The sequence below is a fragment of the Desulforamulus ruminis DSM 2154 genome (genome assembly GCF_000215085.1).
In the GTDB taxonomy this organism is placed as follows: domain Bacteria; phylum Bacillota; class Desulfotomaculia; order Desulfotomaculales; family Desulfotomaculaceae; genus Desulfotomaculum; species Desulfotomaculum ruminis.
Map to the genome: position 1 here is coordinate 919,297 of NC_015589.1, position 14,901 is coordinate 934,197.

A 14,901-nucleotide genomic window follows, 5' to 3' on the forward strand; every position below is an offset into this window, starting at 1 on the left:
GGTGCCTTTGTGCCTGGAACACAAGAATATAAGCGGAGGGTATTGCCAGGCAGCGGTTTTTCTGGTTACAATATGGATGAACAATCAAACATCTTCTGCAGGTGCCCTTTGGGGAGAATAGGGAATCAGGTGCAAATCCTGAGCGGTCCCGCCACTGTAAACGGAGAGTCTGCATCAGTAAGCCACTGGCCCGGAGGCTGGGAAGGTGGATGCAAGACCATGACCCGTGAGTCAGGAGACCTGCCTGTGGAAGTCCGCCGGGGATGATGGTAAAATTCTCAGCCTTTTTTAAGGCTGGGATTTTTTATTTTTAAATGAGGAGGAATCCATATGCAGCTGTTAAATAAAACCCTGGCCAATATCCAAGCTCCTTGTGCAGCCAGTCAAAAGGCGGCCAAAGAAAGGCTGGATAATCTGACGAAACCTCCTGGGAGTCTTGGGTTGCTGGAGGAAATTGCTTACCGTATGGCAGGCATGCAAGGAAACAGCCTGCCCCAATTGCCCCAGGAGAAGCTGGTTGCCGTGTTTGCCGGTGATCACGGGGTGGTGGCGGAGGGAGTCAGTGCTTTTCCCCAGGAAGTAACACCCCAGATGGTATTGAATTTTCTCAGAGGTGGTGCGGCCATCAATGTTCTGGCGCGCCAGGCAGGGGCCCGGGTTGTGGTGGCAGACATCGGGGTAGCCGGGGCTCCCATGGAACATCCGGAGCTGATAAACTGCCGGATTAAAGCCGGCACGGCAAACTTTACCGAGGGCCCTGCCATGAGCCGGGAGGAGGCTGTCCGGGCGATTGAAACAGGAATTGGCCTGGTGCGGCAGCAGGTAAAAGAGCGGCCGGCCCTGGTGGGGCTGGGTGAAATGGGCATTGGCAACACAACCGCCAGCAGCGCCGTTCTGGCAGCCTTCAGCGGTCTTCAGGCCGACCGGATTACCGGCAGGGGAACCGGGATTGACGAACACAGGCTTCAGCATAAGATTTCTGTGATTCAGCGGGCTTTGGAAGTAAACCGGCCGGATCCCGGAGACGGGCTGGATGTGCTGGCCAAGGTAGGGGGATTGGAAATTGCCGGACTGGCCGGCGTTATTCTGGGGTGTGCCGCGGAAAAAATACCGGTCGTCATCGACGGGTTCATCTCCGGGGCTGCGGCCCTGGTGGCCTGCGCCCTGTCACCCCTTAGCCGGGAGTACTTGTTTGCTTCCCATGTTTCTGCCGAACCAGGTCATAACCATGTACTGGAAATATTAAATTTAAAGCCCCTCCTGCATATGGATATGAGATTGGGAGAAGGGACCGGGGCGGTTCTGGCCTTCCCCATTATTGAGTCGGCAATTCATATCCTTCATGAAATGGCAACCTTTGCGGAGGCGGGAGTCAGCCAAGGCAAATAAGTATAAAACCCTGGTCCGGACGTTAAAGGGACCAGGGTTTTATCGATGAAGCAGAACTTGTGCTCTAATTCTTTGGGTCTGTTCCAACCAATTGCTTTCTCAGTATTTTCTTCACTACTGTCGTCAGAATGAAGATACCTGTTGCTATCAGGAAGCCTAAAAGATAAGCTTTCATGATTTTGCCCAGCCTTTGTTTTAGAGTCGGGATGCCGATATCCAATTTGCTGGAGAAAAAATGGTAATAAAAATGACCGCTGTTGATATGTTTACTTTAAGGGGGGGGATTACCATGCTGACTCCCAGTTTAGAAGATTATTTGGAAGAGATTTACCGACTGAATCAAAGTGGTGAAGCCGTGCGGGTAACGGATATTGCCGCCTGCCTTAGGGTAAGCCTGCCTTCCGTTACCAGGGCGCTGCAAAAACTAAATGAAAACGAATATATCCTATACCGCCGTTATAAGGATGTAGTGCTTACAGACAAAGGCAAACAATTGGGCCATTTTCTGGTGGAAAGAAACCGGATCATCCGGGAATTTTTGCATCTCATTGGTTCAAAATGTGATGTGGCTGCGGAGGCCGAGGCCATGGAGCACTACCTTTCGCTGCCCACCCTTTCATCCATCATTAATTTTGTAAAGTTTACCCAGCAATATCCGGCTTGGCTTAATGAATTTAAACGGTTCTGTCAGCAGGTGGAGATTGCCCAAGACCAGCAGGGCTAAACTAAGCCCAGCAGCCTTACGGTCTGGTTTACGATGAAACAAACGATACAGGCAACGCTTAAGGGAAGAAGGCCGGCCAGAAGGGTCCACTTCATACTTCCGGATTCCTTTTTAATGGTCCAGAGGGTGGTGCCGCAGGGATAATGTAAAAGGGAGAAAAGCATCATGCAAAGAGCGGTCAACCAGGTCCAACCCTGTTGAACCACAAAGAGATTGTATAAATCCTCCAGACTATTCAGTTCAGTCATAGAACCGGTGGCCAAATAACTCATAATCAGGATGGGAAGGACAATTTCATTGGCCGGAAGACCCAGTATAAAGGCCATCAAAATAAAACCATCCAGACCGATCCATTGGGCCAAGGGGTTTAACCACTGGGCGCAAAGGGTCAAAACGCTTAAATCACCTACATAGATATTGGCCAGCAGCCAGGTAATGGCACCTGCCGGAATAGCAACAATAATGGCTCGTCTCAATACGAAGAGGGTCCGGTCGAAAAGGGAACGTACGATAACACGCCCTATCTGGGGTTTACGATAGGGAGGGAGTTCCAGGGTAAAGGAGGAAGGAACGCCCTTTAACAAGGTTTTGGAAAGAATCCATGAAACCGCCAGGGTTACGGCAATTCCCAAAAGGATGGCACCGACCACAATGGCCGTGCTGCCAAAGCTGCCGCCCATACTCAGAACCATAATACCGGCCAGGGCGATTAGGGTTGGGTAACGGCCGTTGCAGGGGACAAAGTTGTTGGTCAGCATGGCGATCATGCGCTCCCGGGGAGAATCGATGATTCTGCAGGCGATGATACCGGCAGCATTACAACCAAAGCCCATGCTCATGGTAAGGGACTGCTTGCCGTGGGCTCCCGCCTTCTTAAACAAGCGGTCCAGGTTAAAGGCAACCCTGGGCAGATATCCGAAATCTTCCAATAAAGTAAAGCACGGAAAAAAGATGGCCATTGGCGGCAGCATAACCGAGACAACCCACGCCAAGCAGCGGTAAATTCCTTCCACAAAAAAACCGTGAACCCAAACCGGTGTGTGGAGCCAGTGGCATAGATCCGTAAGGCGATCCTGCCCCCAGAAAAGTACTGAAGCGAGCATTGCCGAGAGAACATTGGCCCCGGACACGGTGAACCAAAAGATCACACTTAATAAAATTAACATGGAAGCGAAGCCATAAACCTTGGAAGTTAGAATATCATCCAATTTTTTATCCCAATCGATGCCGGGTTTTTCTTTTTGAGTGACTACCTGGCCGGCAATGTCTTCGGCTGTACGGTAAAGATGGCCGACAATGACGTCGTTCATATTTTGGGTATCCAGGGTATCGACTTCCTTTAGAATGGCTTTCAGGCAGGCGGAGCAGGACTGACTCATGCCCAGAGTTCACCTCCAACTTTCATTTTTGAGTCTTGCTGGCCGGGCAGGCATTTTTCCAGGGCAGCAATCACAATGGGGTCTTTATCCAGCAGTCTTAAAGCTAACCAGCGGCTGTTATAGGCATCTCCCACCAATTTCTGGATTTGGGGTTGAATCTTTTGAATGGCTTCCTCCACCCGGGAGTCATATTGCACCAGGCGGGGGGTAGGCTTAAGCTGTCCGCCGGCCACGTCGGAAACTGTTTTAACTAATTGATCAAGGCCTGCGCCTGCTCTGGCGGAGGTTGGAACCACCGGGACACCCAACTGGACGGCTAATTCCTTAATATTGATAATAATATTTTTTCTTTTGGCCTCATCCATTAAATTTACACAAACAACAACCTTGGAAGTAATCTCCAGGACCTGTAATACCAGGTTGAGATTTCTTTCCAGACAAGTGGCATCCACCACCACCACGGTGGTATCCGGTTTGCCAAAACACAGGTAGTCCCTGGCCACCTGTTCTTCAACGGAATTGGCCAGAAGAGAGTAGGTACCCGGAAGGTCAACGAGGTTGTAAACCTGCCCTTGGTTGATATATTTCCCTTCAGCCCGCAACACGGTTTTGCCGGGCCAGTTGCCGGTGTGTTGGTTCAGGCCGGTTAAGGCATTAAACACCGTACTTTTTCCCGTGTTGGGATTTCCTGCCAGTGCAATCACCGTTTCTGTTCTGGATAAATGATTTCCCTCCATTTTTAATCCCCCTCGTAGCTTACCAATATTTGGCTGCCTTCTTCCTCCCGAAAGGCGATAACGGTTCCCCGTATTTTATAGGCTTTAGGATCTCCGGCCGGACTAATCCTAAGGGTCTCTACCCGGGTTCCCGGAACCAATCCCAGATCCATTAGCCTTCGTCGAACCATTCCCTGGGCTTGAATGGAACTGACAGTGGCGGATTGGCCAACCGGCAGTTCATAAAGAGTCATCATGCTTTCCGGCATGAAACCATATTTTTTCATAGCACTTCCTCCTTGAATTGAGTTAGATTGGTTTAACTAAATTAGCCTCGGCTAACAATGGGCCGTAAAAATGGGCAGATTTCTCCACAATCGCCTCCTTTACAGTAAGGGATGATGGTCTAAGTTAGATCAAACTAACTATATCTTCAGCTAACACCAATCTATGAAAAATAGGCAGTACTTGTTACAAAACAAAAAGTGGAAATATAACCAGTCGAAAAGGTGGAGGAGTTTGCCCGGAGGGGAGAAAAGTGTTCTTACAGCATCCTTTGGGAGGAATTAGAGGGCGCTTTTAGGGTTGCCTGTTATCATTGGTTAACGTAAAATAAAAAACATGGAAAAATTGTTCAATAAGGGGCGGGATTTATGAGAAAGTTCATGGCCATATATATCATTGTAATTCTATCTTTTTTTATTTTTTCAGGACAAGCCTGTCTGGCCGGTGAAGCAGACCCCCAGGCTGAAGTTAAACCGGAGCAGGAAATTGTGGTCCGGGCGAAAGTTTTAAACGTGTCGGAGGGTCAGGAACTTCCCGAGGCCATGGATGGTTGGACCCAGGGAAAAGAACAACTGCTTACGGTCAAAGTGCTCAGCGGAACCTTTAAAGGAGAGGAAATAAAACTCTCCCATGTGATACCCGATCAGCCTGGCTTGGGAGTAATTGTTAAGCCCGGTGATGAAGTGGTTTTATCCATACAGGTGGAGGGAAATACCATCACCAGCGCTTTTGTTTCAGACCACGCCAGGGATAAAAAGTTATATTATCTGGCGGGATTGTTTGCCCTGCTGATGGTGCTAATTGGCAGGATGAAGGGGTTAAAGTCGGTTTTTTCCCTGGTATTAACCGGTGTGGGAATCTTTTATGTGCTTCTCCCCATGCTGTTTAAGGGACACAGCCCCATTTTAGCCACCGTGCTGCTGGCCGCGGTGATGACGACCATTACCATGACGCTGGTCCACGGGGTGAATTATAAAACTCTGGCAGGCATCATTGGTACCACCAGCGGGGTGCTGGTGGCCGGCCTGTTGGCCCTGCTAATCGGTAAGGCGGCCCACCTCACCGGTTTTAGCAGTGAAGAGATGCAAATGCTGTTATATATTCCTCAAAAAATTGCTTTTGATTACCAGGGGCTGCTGTTTGCGGGGATGATTATTGGTGCTCTGGGGGCGGTTATGGATGTAAGCATATCCATTGCCTCCGCCATTGAAGAAATAAAAAGGGTCAATCCCTTACTGGGCACAAAGGATCTGTTCCGGTCCGGCATGAATGTGGGAGGGGATATCATGGGCACCATGGCCAACACGCTGATTTTGGCCTATACTGGCGGAGCCATACCCCTTATCTTGATTTTTATGGCTTATGAAATGCCTTACTTAAAGATGATTAACCTGGATTTAATTGCCACTGAAATTGTCCGGGCCCTAACCGGCAGCATTGGGCTGATTATGGCCATACCTATTACTTCCATGGTGGCGGGCTTGTTGTTTAACCGGGTTAAAAGAAAGTCGGCCGTTGATTCGGAGTAAATCAAGGGCAACAACTGTAAAAAAAGTTGTACCAAATAATAGTTGAAATTGATAATCATTTTCATTATAATAATAGACAAGTATTTTTGTATGTTATTGTAAGGGAGATGAGATCATGTCTTTAGAAACAGTTAAGTCCACGGCTTCCGGTAGACAGACGGTAAAAAAATTACAGCAGGAGAATGAGGAACTGCTGGCGGTCCTTGCCGCTGTTGATGAAGAATTGAGAGAATATCAGGACAGGATTAAACGGCTGGAAGATGAAAACCTCACCTTATTGGCCCGCATTGACGAACTGCAGACCTCCATCCGGCACTTGAAAATCCAACGATACTGCGGTTGCAACGACCGGGTGGAACCGGTGGAAACCTGTGATGAAAACTGCTGTCACTATGATCTCTGCGCTAAAAGGATATTAATTGTGGGCGGCATCACCAAAATTAAGGCTACCTATAAAAGTCTCATTGAACAATGGGGCGGAGAGTTTGATTATCTGGATGGTTACATGAAGGGCGGCGAAAGGGTTTTGGACAATAAGATCAGAAAAAGCGATCTGGTGCTTTGCCCGGTGGATTGCAACAGTCACAATGCCTGTTTAAGTGTTAAGAAGCTCTGTAAAAAACACGGCAAGCCCTTTAAAATGCTAACCTCCTCCAGCATTTCCGGTATCACTCAGGCCATTCGTTAGTGCCTAGCCAGAAAAAAATACATAAACCCTGCAACCACCTGTTTGGTTGCAGGGTTTTTCCGTGGTACTTATCCTTGAAGGCTCCCTCCCAGCAGGGGAAACTCTCGGAAAGGTAACGTTGCTTATGGTTCCGGGACCTTTTTGCGGCCCAGATAAGCATATCCCGCAACGGCTGTTACCAAGAGCAGAAGACTGACCACCTGGGCCGCCCGCAGGGGACCCAGCATCAGACTGTCTGTGCGTAAGCCCTCAATAAAGAATCTGCCGATGGAATAGAACCCCAGGTAGATCATAAATAGCTGGCCGTCCACCTTCTTTTTGCCCCGGTAAAGCATCAAGATGATAAATACCAGTATATTCCACAGGGATTCATATAGAAAAGTGGGGTGGCGGTAAGCCCCGTCGATATACATGGCCCAGGGGAGGTCTGTAGGGTAACCGTAAGCCTCCTGATTAAAAAAATTGCCCCAACGGCCAATGGCTTGTCCCAAAGGAAAACTGGGAGCCACAATGTCGGCAATTTGCCAAAACCTCAGTTTGCGAATCCGGGTAAAAATATATCCAGTTAGTACCGCCGTAAGAAGCCCGCCGTGGATAGCCAGTCCTCCGTGCCAGATCATGGGTATTTCAATGAGATTTTGACTGTAATAATCCCAGCGCAGGACTACATAGTATAACCGCGCGCCAATCCAGGAAAGAGGAGCGCAGATGAGCACCAGATCAATGATGTCATCCCCCTTGACTCCCACCCTCCGGGCCTCACGGAGGGCCAACCAGGTTCCCAGCACTACGGCCACCATCATTAAAACGCCGTACCAGCGCAGGGCGATGGGGCCCCAGACAAATAGATAAGGGCTTACCTGCAAGATGCTTCATCCTTTCCCGGTGATATGAAATGCTTCACTGATGATCATTACTATTTATTTTAACCTCCTATCAAGAGATTCCTTCTTAAATTTTAAGAATTCATTGATTCATCCCTTCCGATCCCCGAGCGGGGGATATTCTTCCTTGTGTTTTTCGGGGGTTGTAAAGTATAATTTCTCTGACTGGCAGCGTGAATACGCTTTATAAAAGAGAATGACCACCAAAATAATAAAAGCAGGAGTCAACCATGAAAATACCCAGACTGGTATTGGCCGGAACCCATAGCGGGGTTGGCAAAACCACTCTAACCCTGGGGATTTTAGCTGCCCTGCGGCAGAGAGGTTTAAAGATTCAGCCTTTCAAGGTAGGGCCCGATTATATTGATCCGGGGCTGCATCAGGTGGCCGCAGGAGAGGTTTCCCATAATCTGGACAGTTGGATGGGTTCCCCGGCAGCCCTCCGAAGACTTTTCCGAAAACATGCGGGAACTGCGGAATTCTCCCTGGTAGAGGGTGTTATGGGGTTGTTTGACGGGGCCAAAGGGGAAGGGGAGGCGGGAAGTACCGCTCAGGTGGCCAAGATTTTAAAGGCCCCGGTGGTGCTGGTCTTTTCCGCCGGCGGATTAGCCCGGAGTGCAGCGGCCCTGATCAGCGGTTACCGCAATTTTGACCCGGACCTGCAGTTGGCCGGAGTCATTGCCAATGGAATCGGCAGCAGCCGGCACCGTGAATTCATTCGGGATGTGGTGGAAGGGGAATTGGGGCTTCCCTGGCTGGGAGCCCTGCACCGGGATGCGGATCTAACCATACCCGGCCGGCATTTGGGCTTATTGCCGGCAGCCGAGAATAAGGACCTGGGACAGGTATTAGAGCGGTTGGGCCAAAGCATGGAGCAGCAGTTGGATCTCGATGGACTTTTGCTCCTGGCCCGTCAGGCTCCGTTTCTTGAGAAGGATCCGGCCCAGACTCTGCCGCCGGCTTCCCCGGTCCGCCTGGCTGTGGCCAGGGATGAAGCCTTTCATTTTTATTATCAGGACAGTCTGGATTATTTAGAGGAGTTAGGGGCTGATTTGCATTACTTCAGCCCTTTGAAGGACCGGTCGTTACCCCGGGAAGCGGACGGTATTTATATTGGGGGAGGATTTCCCGAGGAGTTTTTGCCCCTGTTAACCTCCAATCAGCCCATGAAATCCCAAATTCAAAGGGCCTGGAGTGAGGGGATGCCCATTTATGCCGAGTGCGGCGGCCTGATGTACCTGTGCCGGCAAATTGCAGCCGCGGGGCAGGAATTTCCCGGAGTGGGTTTGGTCCCGTCCAGGGTCCAAATGGGTAAAAAGCTGGCTGCCCTGGGCTATGTGCGGGCCCGGCTGCGGAAGCCCAGCCTCCTGGGCGGTGAAGGTACCGAATTAAAGGGCCATGAATTTCACTGGTCCACCATGGAGGAACTGCCTCAAGAAGATAGCGCCTACTGCCTTAAAGGAGGCCGGGGTGGGGATGGGCGTCTGGAAGGATATGCCCGGGAGAACCTGCTGGCTTCTTATGTACATCTGCACTTCCGATATCATCCCGGAGCCGCCCAAAAATTTTTAGCCTGTTGTGCGGCTTACCGAAAGGCTCGGTGGCAAAAAGATGGGTAGCAGTCAGGAGAAAAAGGAATTGAAAACCGGCTATACCACAGGAAGCTGCGCCGCCGCTGCGGCCAAAGCAGCAGCGATGGCCTTAATCCAAGGAGAAACGGTTTCTCAAGTAACCATCTCCCTGCCCGGCGGCGGCCAGTTGACCCTGCCTGTGTCCGGGGTGGAAGCGGCTTGCGGCCGGGGGCGGGCGGAAGTGGTCAAAGACGCCGGAGATGATCCCGATGTGACCCACGGTCTGACGGTGGTGGCGGAGGTTACCCTAGAAAATAAGGGGGTTCACATTGCCGGAGGGCAGGGGATTGGAACGGTGACCCTGCCGGGGTTGGCCATACCGGTGGGAGAGGCGGCCATTAACCCCGTTCCCCGGCAGATGATTGAGCGGGAGGTCAAAACGGTGCTGCCGCCGGGCCAGGGAGCCAGGGTCATCATTAGCGTACCCGGGGGAGAGGAAGTGGCGAACCAGACCATGAATCCCCGTTTGGGAATTGTGGGAGGAATCTCCATTTTAGGAACCGGAGGGATCGTGCGTCCCATGTCCGAAGAGGCTTACCGACGGTCCCTGGTGCCCCAGATCGATCAAGCCCTGGCCCTGGGCTACCGCCTGCTGGTATTAACACCGGGTCGAATGGGCGTCAGAAAGGCTGAAGAACTGGGTTTGCCCCGGTCCTGTGTGGCGGAAACCAGCAATTTTATCGGTGCTATGCTGGAGGAGTGTGCGCAAAGGCCGGTGGAAGGGGTACTGCTACTGGGGCACTTAGGAAAGCTGGTAAAGGTGGCGGCGGGAATTTTTCATACCCTGGGCAAACTGGCCGATGGACGGAGGGAAACCCTGTCGGCTTATGCGGCTCTGGAAGGGGCCTCCCGGGAGGTTATCGAACGGTTGATGAATATAAATACCGCTGAAGAAGCGGTGGAAATACTGAGGCAGGAAGGGTTGAGTCAGGTGTTCCACAGGCTGGCGGCTGCCTCCAGCCGGCGGGCGGCCGATTACAGCGGCCGGCGGTTTAAAGTGGGGACCCTGATGTACTCCCTAAAGGGTGAGATTGTAGGCTATGATGAGCAGGCCAAGCAAATTGGGGGTGAGTTGGCATGGAAAGCATCATTAAAGTGATCGGTGCAGGACCGGGCGACCCTGAATTTTTAACCGCAGCCGGAGCCGCCGCCTTGGGACAGGCCGAAACCATTTTTGCGGCGGGGCGTTTATTAAAAACCTTTGGCCGGGAAGATCAGGAATTGATTGCCCTGGAGTCTGACCTGAAGGCAGCGGTTAGGCGCATTCTGGAGAGGTCCCAAGACAAAAGGGTGGCGGTTCTGGTGTCCGGAGACACGGGAATATTCAGCTTTGCTGCCACTCTGGCGGATCATCTGCCTCCCCACCGGTTGGAATTTATCCCGGGCATTAGTTCGGTGCAACTGATGTTTGCCCGGTTGAAACAGCCCTACCAGGATGTGGCGGTGATCAGCCGGCACGGTCGGGAAGACCCTCGCTTGACAGCCATGGTGCGGTCCGGATTGACGGTGGCGGTCCTGACCGACAGCCAAAATTCTCCCCAAACACTGGCCTGTGAGTTGCTGGAATCCGGCTGCGGAGACAGGCCGGTGTCCGTTGGCAGCAACCTTTCTTATGATGATGAGAGGATTTACCGGGGCACCCTGACCGGCCTGCGGGGGTATCCGGAAAAATTACCGAACAGTGTGGTGGTTGTTGGTGTCTAAAGTGGAATGGTCCTATGCAACACCAGGTATTCCCGATCATCTTTTTAGAAGAGTCCATGGCATTCCCATGACCAAGCAGGAAATTCGCCTGATTTCCATCTGTAAGCTCCGGATTTTTCCCGGGGCTACGGTTTATGACATTGGCGCCGGCACCGGCAGTGTTACGGTGGAATGCGCCCTGCTGGCCGCGCCCGGGACCGTTTACGCCCTGGAAAAGGATAGTATTGCCGATGAACTGGTGGAGACCAATGTGCGGAGATTTGGCTTGAATAACGTGAAACTGGTGCCCGGTTATGCTCCGGATACCCTGGACAAACTGCCTCCGGCGGACCGGATATTTATTGGCGGCAGTGCCGGTGCACTGGCGGAGATTTTACAGGCGGCGGATGAAAAATTAAAATCCGGGGGCTGGCTGGTAGCCAACGCCGTTACTCTGGAAACCGGCCCGCAGGTGCTTAAATTTCTGGAGGAAAAAGGGTACCAGCAGGTGGACGCGGTCAGTATCAGTATCGCCCGGGCGAAAGCCTTGGGGCGTTCTCACCTGTGGGAGGCTCAGAACCCGGTACAAATCATTTCCGGTCAAAAGAGTTAATTAGTCTATGGGGTACTGCTTAAGGGTCCTGTACAAGACCCAAAAGGAATCCGGTATGAGGCTAGACCTGAAGGAAAGACCTATAAGGCTAGGAAGGATTTGATCAAAAATGATTTATTTTGTAGGGGCCGGACCGGGAGATCCGGAGCTTTTAACGGTCAAGGGGCAGGGGCTGCTGCAGGAAGCGGATCTGGTGGTCTACGCCGGATCTCTGGTTCCCGAAGCGGTGCTGGGCTGCTGCCGGCATGATGCTGAAAAGATTGACAGCGCCAAGTTGGCATTGGAGGAAATTGTCTCTTTAATGATCGGAGCTTACCGGCAGGGGAAAAAGATTGTGCGTCTGCATACCGGGGATCCCGGTTTATACGGAGCCATTGGTGAACAAATGAAGGAATTGGATCAGCAGGGGATACCCTATGAAGTCATTCCCGGAGTCAGTTCCTTTTTAGCCGCCGCTGCCGCTTTAAAACGGGAGTACACCGTTCCTGGAGGCTCCCAAACCCTCATTGTCACCCGTTTGGCCGGCCGTACTCCGGTGCCCCCGGAACAGGCCCTGGACAAATTGGCTGCACACAAGGGTTCCATGGCTATTTTTTTGTCCGTGGGCATGGCGGACCGGGTTCAGGAGGAATTGCTCCGGCAATATCCGCCTAAAACACCGGTGGCTGTGGTGGAACGGGTCTCCTGGCCGGAACAGAGAATCATTGAAGGAGAACTGCGGCAGTTGACCCGGATGGTTCAGGAGGCCGGCATCACCCGAACGGCTTTAATCCTGGTGGGCGATTTCCTGAAAGAAAACGGCAAGTCTTTGCTCTATGACGGGGAGTTCCAGCATGGATACCGCCAGGACTAACGCCATTGCGGTACTGGCTTTGACCCGGGGAGGAGCGCGCCTGGCCGGGAGGCTGGGGCATTTGCTGCCGGATCAGGTCCACCTGTATTTGCCCCGGCGCCTCTGCGAGGGAGAGCTGCCGGGGCAGGCCTTTCCTTTTGACCGTTGGCAGCAGGCTGCCGGAAAAGTGTTTGCCGGTTACCGGCGGATTCTTTTTATCATGGCTTCGGGGATTGTGGTGCGAACGCTGGCGCCCTTGCTGGATTCTAAGCAGACCGATCCGGCCGTAGTGGTCCTGGATGAAAAAGGGCGGTTTGCCATCAGCCTGCTCTCGGGTCATCTGGGGGGAGCCAATGAGTTGGCTCGTCAGATTGCGGAAGTTTTAGGTGCAATGCCGGTGATTACCACCGCCACCGATGTGAATGATGCTCCGGCTTTGGATTTGCTGGCCAGGGAATTGGCCTGCAGGATCTATCCTCCTTCTGAAATAAAACGTTTTAACCGGTTCTTGGTGGAGGGAGAACAGGTGATCCTGTATTCCCGGTGGGCTTTAAGCCCGGAATACAGAGCCGGGTTTACCTACATAGACCGTCAGGAGGATATTCCCCTTGGGCACCCGGTTGTTTACATAACAAATAGAATCGTACCCTTGGGGCCGCAGCCGCGACTCTTGCTCCGGCCCCGGAACCTTGTGGTGGGAGTGGGCTGCCGCCGGGGTGTAAAGGCAGATCAGATTATCGGCGCCATAAAGGCCGTTTTTAAAGGGGAAAAATTGAGCCTGCTGTCCCTGCAAGCTTTGGCTACAGTGGATGTTAAAATGAAGGAGCCGGGTTTGCTGCAAGCGGCGGAATATTTCAAGGTTCCGCTGGTGGAAGTGGGCAGAGAGCAAATCGAAGCTCTTTCCGGGCAGTTTGCCCCGTCGGATTTTGTAAAACAAAGCATAGGAGTTGGTGGCGTATGCGAACCTGCGGCCATGACAGCCAGCGGACAGGGGAAAATCATTATCCCCAAACAGAAAATGGGTCCGGTGACGGTAGCGGTGGCAGAGGCCGGGTTACAGTGGTGGGGTTAGGTCCCGGCAACCGGGAGAGCATCACCCCGGAAGCCCTGGGAGCCATCAAAGAGGCTCAGGTGGTGGTGGGCTATCCTACCTATTTGGATCTAATTGAGGATTTAATGGCGGGTAAAGAGCGGGTAGCCACTCCCATGCGGGGAGAGTTGGAGCGGGCCAGGCAGGCGGTGGCTCTGGCTGTCGCCGGCAAAAAAGTGGCTGTGGTCAGCAGCGGCGACCCCGGCATATACGGTATGGCCGGCCTGATTTTGGAGGTGGCCGGAGGAGAAATTCCCGTTCAGGTGGTTCCCGGAGTCACCGCCGCTTCTGCCGCCGCCGCCGCTTTAGGGGCGCCTCTGATGAATGATTTCGCCGTAATCAGTCTCAGTGACCTGCTCACCCCCTGGGAGATCATGATTCGGCGGCTTGAGGCCGCCGCTCAGGGAGATTTTGTTATTGTTTTATATAACCCCCGGAGCCACGGACGGCCGGATCATATAAAAAGAGCCCGGGAAATCTTTTTAAGGCACAGGAGTTCCCAAACCCCCGTCGGTATTGTCCGGTGCGCCCGCCGGGGATTAGAGGAGAAGATACTCACCGATTTGGAAAATATGCTGCATTATGAAATTGACATGTTAACCACGGTGGTCATCGGGAACTCCCAAACCCGGGTCATGGGAGGAGAGATGGTAACTCCCCGGGGTTACCGTCTGTGATTCTGGTACTGGCCGGGACCCTGGAAGGACGCAATACAGCGGCCCTGCTACAGGAAAGGGGTTTCCGGGTGGCCGCCTCGGTGGTCAGCCCCTATGGCGCTCGGTTGTTGGAGAAAAAAGGGGTCCATGAAGTTTATACAGGAACCCTGGACCGGGATGACTTAAAGGAAGTGTTGAATAGAGGCTGCCGCCTGCTGGTGGACGCCACTCATCCCTACGCAACCCTGGCTTCCGAAACCGCCATGGAAGCAGCGTCAGAAACCGGAATTCCTTACCTGCGGCTGGAAAGGCCGGCGGCTTCTTTACCGGTGCATCCCCTGGTTCATCGGGAAGATTCTTTGCAGAGCAGTATTGATAAGGCCCTGGCTCTGGGACCGGTGCTGTTTTCCACCTTGGGAAGCAAAAACCTGCCGCCTCTTCTGGCTGCCGCCCGGCAGGCCGGGGTTCGGGTGGTGGCCAGGATCCTGCCCGATGCCGCCATGGTGGCCCGCTGCCAGGAATGGGGACTCACCCCGGCGGATATGGTTGCTCTGCAGGGGCCCTGCAGTAAAGAGTTGAATAAGGCTTTGTTCCGGCAATACGAAGCCCGGGTGATATTAACCAAGGAGAGCGGGGCTACCGGAGGCGTAACCGAGAAGGTGGAAGCGGCCTTGGAGTTGGGCCTGCCGGTGGTAATTTGGCAGCGGCCCCGGTTATACTATCCCTTGACTGTGGATTCACCGGAAAGGGTGCTGGAATACTGCCTTACCCGTTTGCGGGAAGAAGGTTAGGAGGAACAGGA

General features: G+C 52.7%; 16 protein-coding genes and 1 riboswitch. Of the genes, 12 read left to right on the forward strand and 4 right to left on the reverse strand.

Annotation, left to right across the window (positions count from 1 at the left end):
• Positions 1-82: 82 nt before the first annotated feature.
• A riboswitch (cobalamin riboswitch) is annotated at positions 83-262 on the forward strand.
• A gap of 68 nt (positions 263-330) precedes the next feature.
• Positions 331-1,389 (forward strand): nicotinate-nucleotide--dimethylbenzimidazole phosphoribosyltransferase, encoded by a 1,059-nt coding sequence (gene cobT, locus DESRU_RS04540; RefSeq protein WP_013840937.1) that lies wholly within the window; start codon positions 331-333, stop codon positions 1,387-1,389.
• Positions 1,390-1,678: 289 nt separating this feature from the next.
• The gene (locus tag DESRU_RS04545) at positions 1,679-2,113 is read left to right on the forward strand and encodes a metal-dependent transcriptional regulator (protein WP_041275585.1); all 435 of its coding nucleotides are present in this window, start codon (positions 1,679-1,681) and stop codon (positions 2,111-2,113) included.
• Here the strand turns inward: DESRU_RS04545 and DESRU_RS04550 are convergent.
• From DESRU_RS04550 to DESRU_RS04560, 3 genes are read right to left on the reverse strand one after another with little or no spacing between them, the layout of a single operon-like run.
• A complete protein-coding gene (locus DESRU_RS04550; RefSeq protein ID WP_013840939.1) occupies positions 2,110-3,492 on the reverse strand; it encodes a nucleoside recognition domain-containing protein in 1,383 nt (460 codons plus the stop codon). The genes DESRU_RS04545 and DESRU_RS04550 overlap by 4 nt on opposite strands.
• A complete protein-coding gene (locus DESRU_RS21725; protein WP_013840940.1) occupies positions 3,489-4,229 on the reverse strand; it encodes a FeoB small GTPase domain-containing protein in 741 nt (246 codons plus the stop codon). Before DESRU_RS21725 ends, DESRU_RS04550 begins: the two co-directional genes overlap by 4 nt.
• 2 nt (positions 4,230-4,231) lie before the next feature.
• Positions 4,232-4,495, reverse strand: coding sequence for a FeoA family protein (locus DESRU_RS04560; protein ID WP_013840941.1), 264 nt, complete (start codon positions 4,493-4,495; stop codon positions 4,232-4,234).
• Positions 4,496-4,861: 366 nt separating this feature from the next.
• Here DESRU_RS04560 and DESRU_RS04565 point away from each other — a divergent pair, with 366 nt between their 5' ends.
• Together DESRU_RS04565 and DESRU_RS20220 are read left to right on the forward strand one after the other, a co-directional pair.
• On the forward strand, positions 4,862-6,022 hold the full coding sequence (locus tag DESRU_RS04565; protein WP_013840942.1) for a YibE/F family protein: 1,161 nt from the start codon (positions 4,862-4,864) through the stop codon (positions 6,020-6,022).
• Between the two features lie 115 nt (positions 6,023-6,137).
• Positions 6,138-6,710, forward strand: a complete 573-nt coding sequence (locus DESRU_RS20220) for a DUF2325 domain-containing protein (RefSeq protein ID WP_013840943.1) — start codon at positions 6,138-6,140, stop codon at positions 6,708-6,710.
• Between the two features lie 122 nt (positions 6,711-6,832).
• Here the strand turns inward: DESRU_RS20220 and lgt are convergent, their stop codons facing one another.
• On the reverse strand, positions 6,833-7,576 hold the full coding sequence (gene lgt, locus DESRU_RS04575; RefSeq protein ID WP_013840944.1) for a prolipoprotein diacylglyceryl transferase: 744 nt from the start codon (positions 7,574-7,576) through the stop codon (positions 6,833-6,835).
• 248 nt (positions 7,577-7,824) lie between these two features.
• Between lgt and DESRU_RS04580 the strand changes: the two genes are divergently transcribed.
• The 8 genes from DESRU_RS04580 (at position 7,825) to cobK (ending at position 14,890) form a co-directional block, all read left to right on the forward strand.
• On the forward strand, positions 7,825-9,213 hold the full coding sequence (locus tag DESRU_RS04580) for a cobyrinic acid a,c-diamide synthase CobB (protein WP_013840945.1): 1,389 nt from the start codon (positions 7,825-7,827) through the stop codon (positions 9,211-9,213).
• Complete coding sequence (gene cbiD / locus DESRU_RS04585) at positions 9,206-10,324, forward strand: cobalt-precorrin-5B (C(1))-methyltransferase CbiD (RefSeq protein WP_013840946.1); 1,119 nt, start codon at positions 9,206-9,208, stop codon at positions 10,322-10,324. The genes DESRU_RS04580 and cbiD overlap by 8 nt, the downstream gene beginning before the upstream one ends.
• Positions 10,303-10,929 carry a precorrin-6y C5,15-methyltransferase (decarboxylating) subunit CbiE gene (gene cbiE / locus DESRU_RS04590; RefSeq protein ID WP_013840947.1) on the forward strand — a complete coding sequence of 209 codons (627 nt, stop codon included), beginning with the start codon at positions 10,303-10,305 and terminating at the stop codon, positions 10,927-10,929. The genes cbiD and cbiE overlap by 22 nt, the downstream gene beginning before the upstream one ends.
• Complete coding sequence (cbiT, locus tag DESRU_RS04595; RefSeq protein ID WP_013840948.1) at positions 10,922-11,521, forward strand: precorrin-6Y C5,15-methyltransferase (decarboxylating) subunit CbiT; 600 nt, start codon at positions 10,922-10,924, stop codon at positions 11,519-11,521. Before cbiE ends, cbiT begins: the two co-directional genes overlap by 8 nt.
• Positions 11,522-11,630: 109 nt before the next feature.
• Entirely contained in the window at positions 11,631-12,374 is a 744-nt protein-coding gene (gene cobM / locus DESRU_RS04600; protein ID WP_013840949.1) for a precorrin-4 C(11)-methyltransferase, read from the forward strand.
• Positions 12,355-13,425 (forward strand): cobalt-precorrin 5A hydrolase, encoded by a 1,071-nt coding sequence (locus DESRU_RS04605; protein WP_013840950.1) that lies wholly within the window; start codon positions 12,355-12,357, stop codon positions 13,423-13,425. Before cobM ends, DESRU_RS04605 begins: the two co-directional genes overlap by 20 nt.
• Positions 13,413-14,120, forward strand: coding sequence for a precorrin-3B C(17)-methyltransferase (gene cobJ / locus DESRU_RS04610; protein WP_013840951.1), 708 nt, complete (start codon positions 13,413-13,415; stop codon positions 14,118-14,120). Before DESRU_RS04605 ends, cobJ begins: the two co-directional genes overlap by 13 nt.
• The gene (gene cobK / locus DESRU_RS04615; RefSeq protein ID WP_013840952.1) at positions 14,117-14,890 is read left to right on the forward strand and encodes a precorrin-6A reductase; all 774 of its coding nucleotides are present in this window, start codon (positions 14,117-14,119) and stop codon (positions 14,888-14,890) included. The genes cobJ and cobK overlap by 4 nt, the downstream gene beginning before the upstream one ends.
• Positions 14,891-14,901 lie beyond the last annotated feature (11 nt).

Excerpts from the sequence above, each read along its gene's own strand:
- cobT (WP_013840937.1), top strand. The coding sequence starts at position 331 with ATGCAGCTGTTAAATAAAACCCTGGCCAATATCCAAGCTCCTTGTGCA.
- DESRU_RS04545 (WP_041275585.1), top strand. The coding sequence starts at position 1,679 with ATGCTGACTCCCAGTTTAGAAGATTATTTGGAAGAGATTTACCGACTG.
- DESRU_RS04550 (WP_013840939.1), bottom strand. The coding sequence starts at position 3,492 with ATGAGTCAGTCCTGCTCCGCCTGCCTGAAAGCCATTCTAAAGGAAGTC.
- DESRU_RS21725 (WP_013840940.1), bottom strand. The coding sequence starts at position 4,229 with ATGGAGGGAAATCATTTATCCAGAACAGAAACGGTGATTGCACTGGCA.
- DESRU_RS04560 (WP_013840941.1), bottom strand. The coding sequence starts at position 4,495 with ATGAAAAAATATGGTTTCATGCCGGAAAGCATGATGACTCTTTATGAA.
- DESRU_RS04565 (WP_013840942.1), top strand. The coding sequence starts at position 4,862 with ATGAGAAAGTTCATGGCCATATATATCATTGTAATTCTATCTTTTTTT.
- DESRU_RS20220 (WP_013840943.1), top strand. The coding sequence starts at position 6,138 with ATGTCTTTAGAAACAGTTAAGTCCACGGCTTCCGGTAGACAGACGGTA.
- DESRU_RS04580 (WP_013840945.1), top strand. The coding sequence starts at position 7,825 with ATGAAAATACCCAGACTGGTATTGGCCGGAACCCATAGCGGGGTTGGC.
- cbiD (WP_013840946.1), top strand. The coding sequence starts at position 9,206 with ATGGGTAGCAGTCAGGAGAAAAAGGAATTGAAAACCGGCTATACCACA.
- cbiE (WP_013840947.1), top strand. The coding sequence starts at position 10,303 with ATGGAAAGCATCATTAAAGTGATCGGTGCAGGACCGGGCGACCCTGAA.
- cobM (WP_013840949.1), top strand. The coding sequence starts at position 11,631 with ATGATTTATTTTGTAGGGGCCGGACCGGGAGATCCGGAGCTTTTAACG.
- DESRU_RS04605 (WP_013840950.1), top strand. The coding sequence starts at position 12,355 with ATGGATACCGCCAGGACTAACGCCATTGCGGTACTGGCTTTGACCCGG.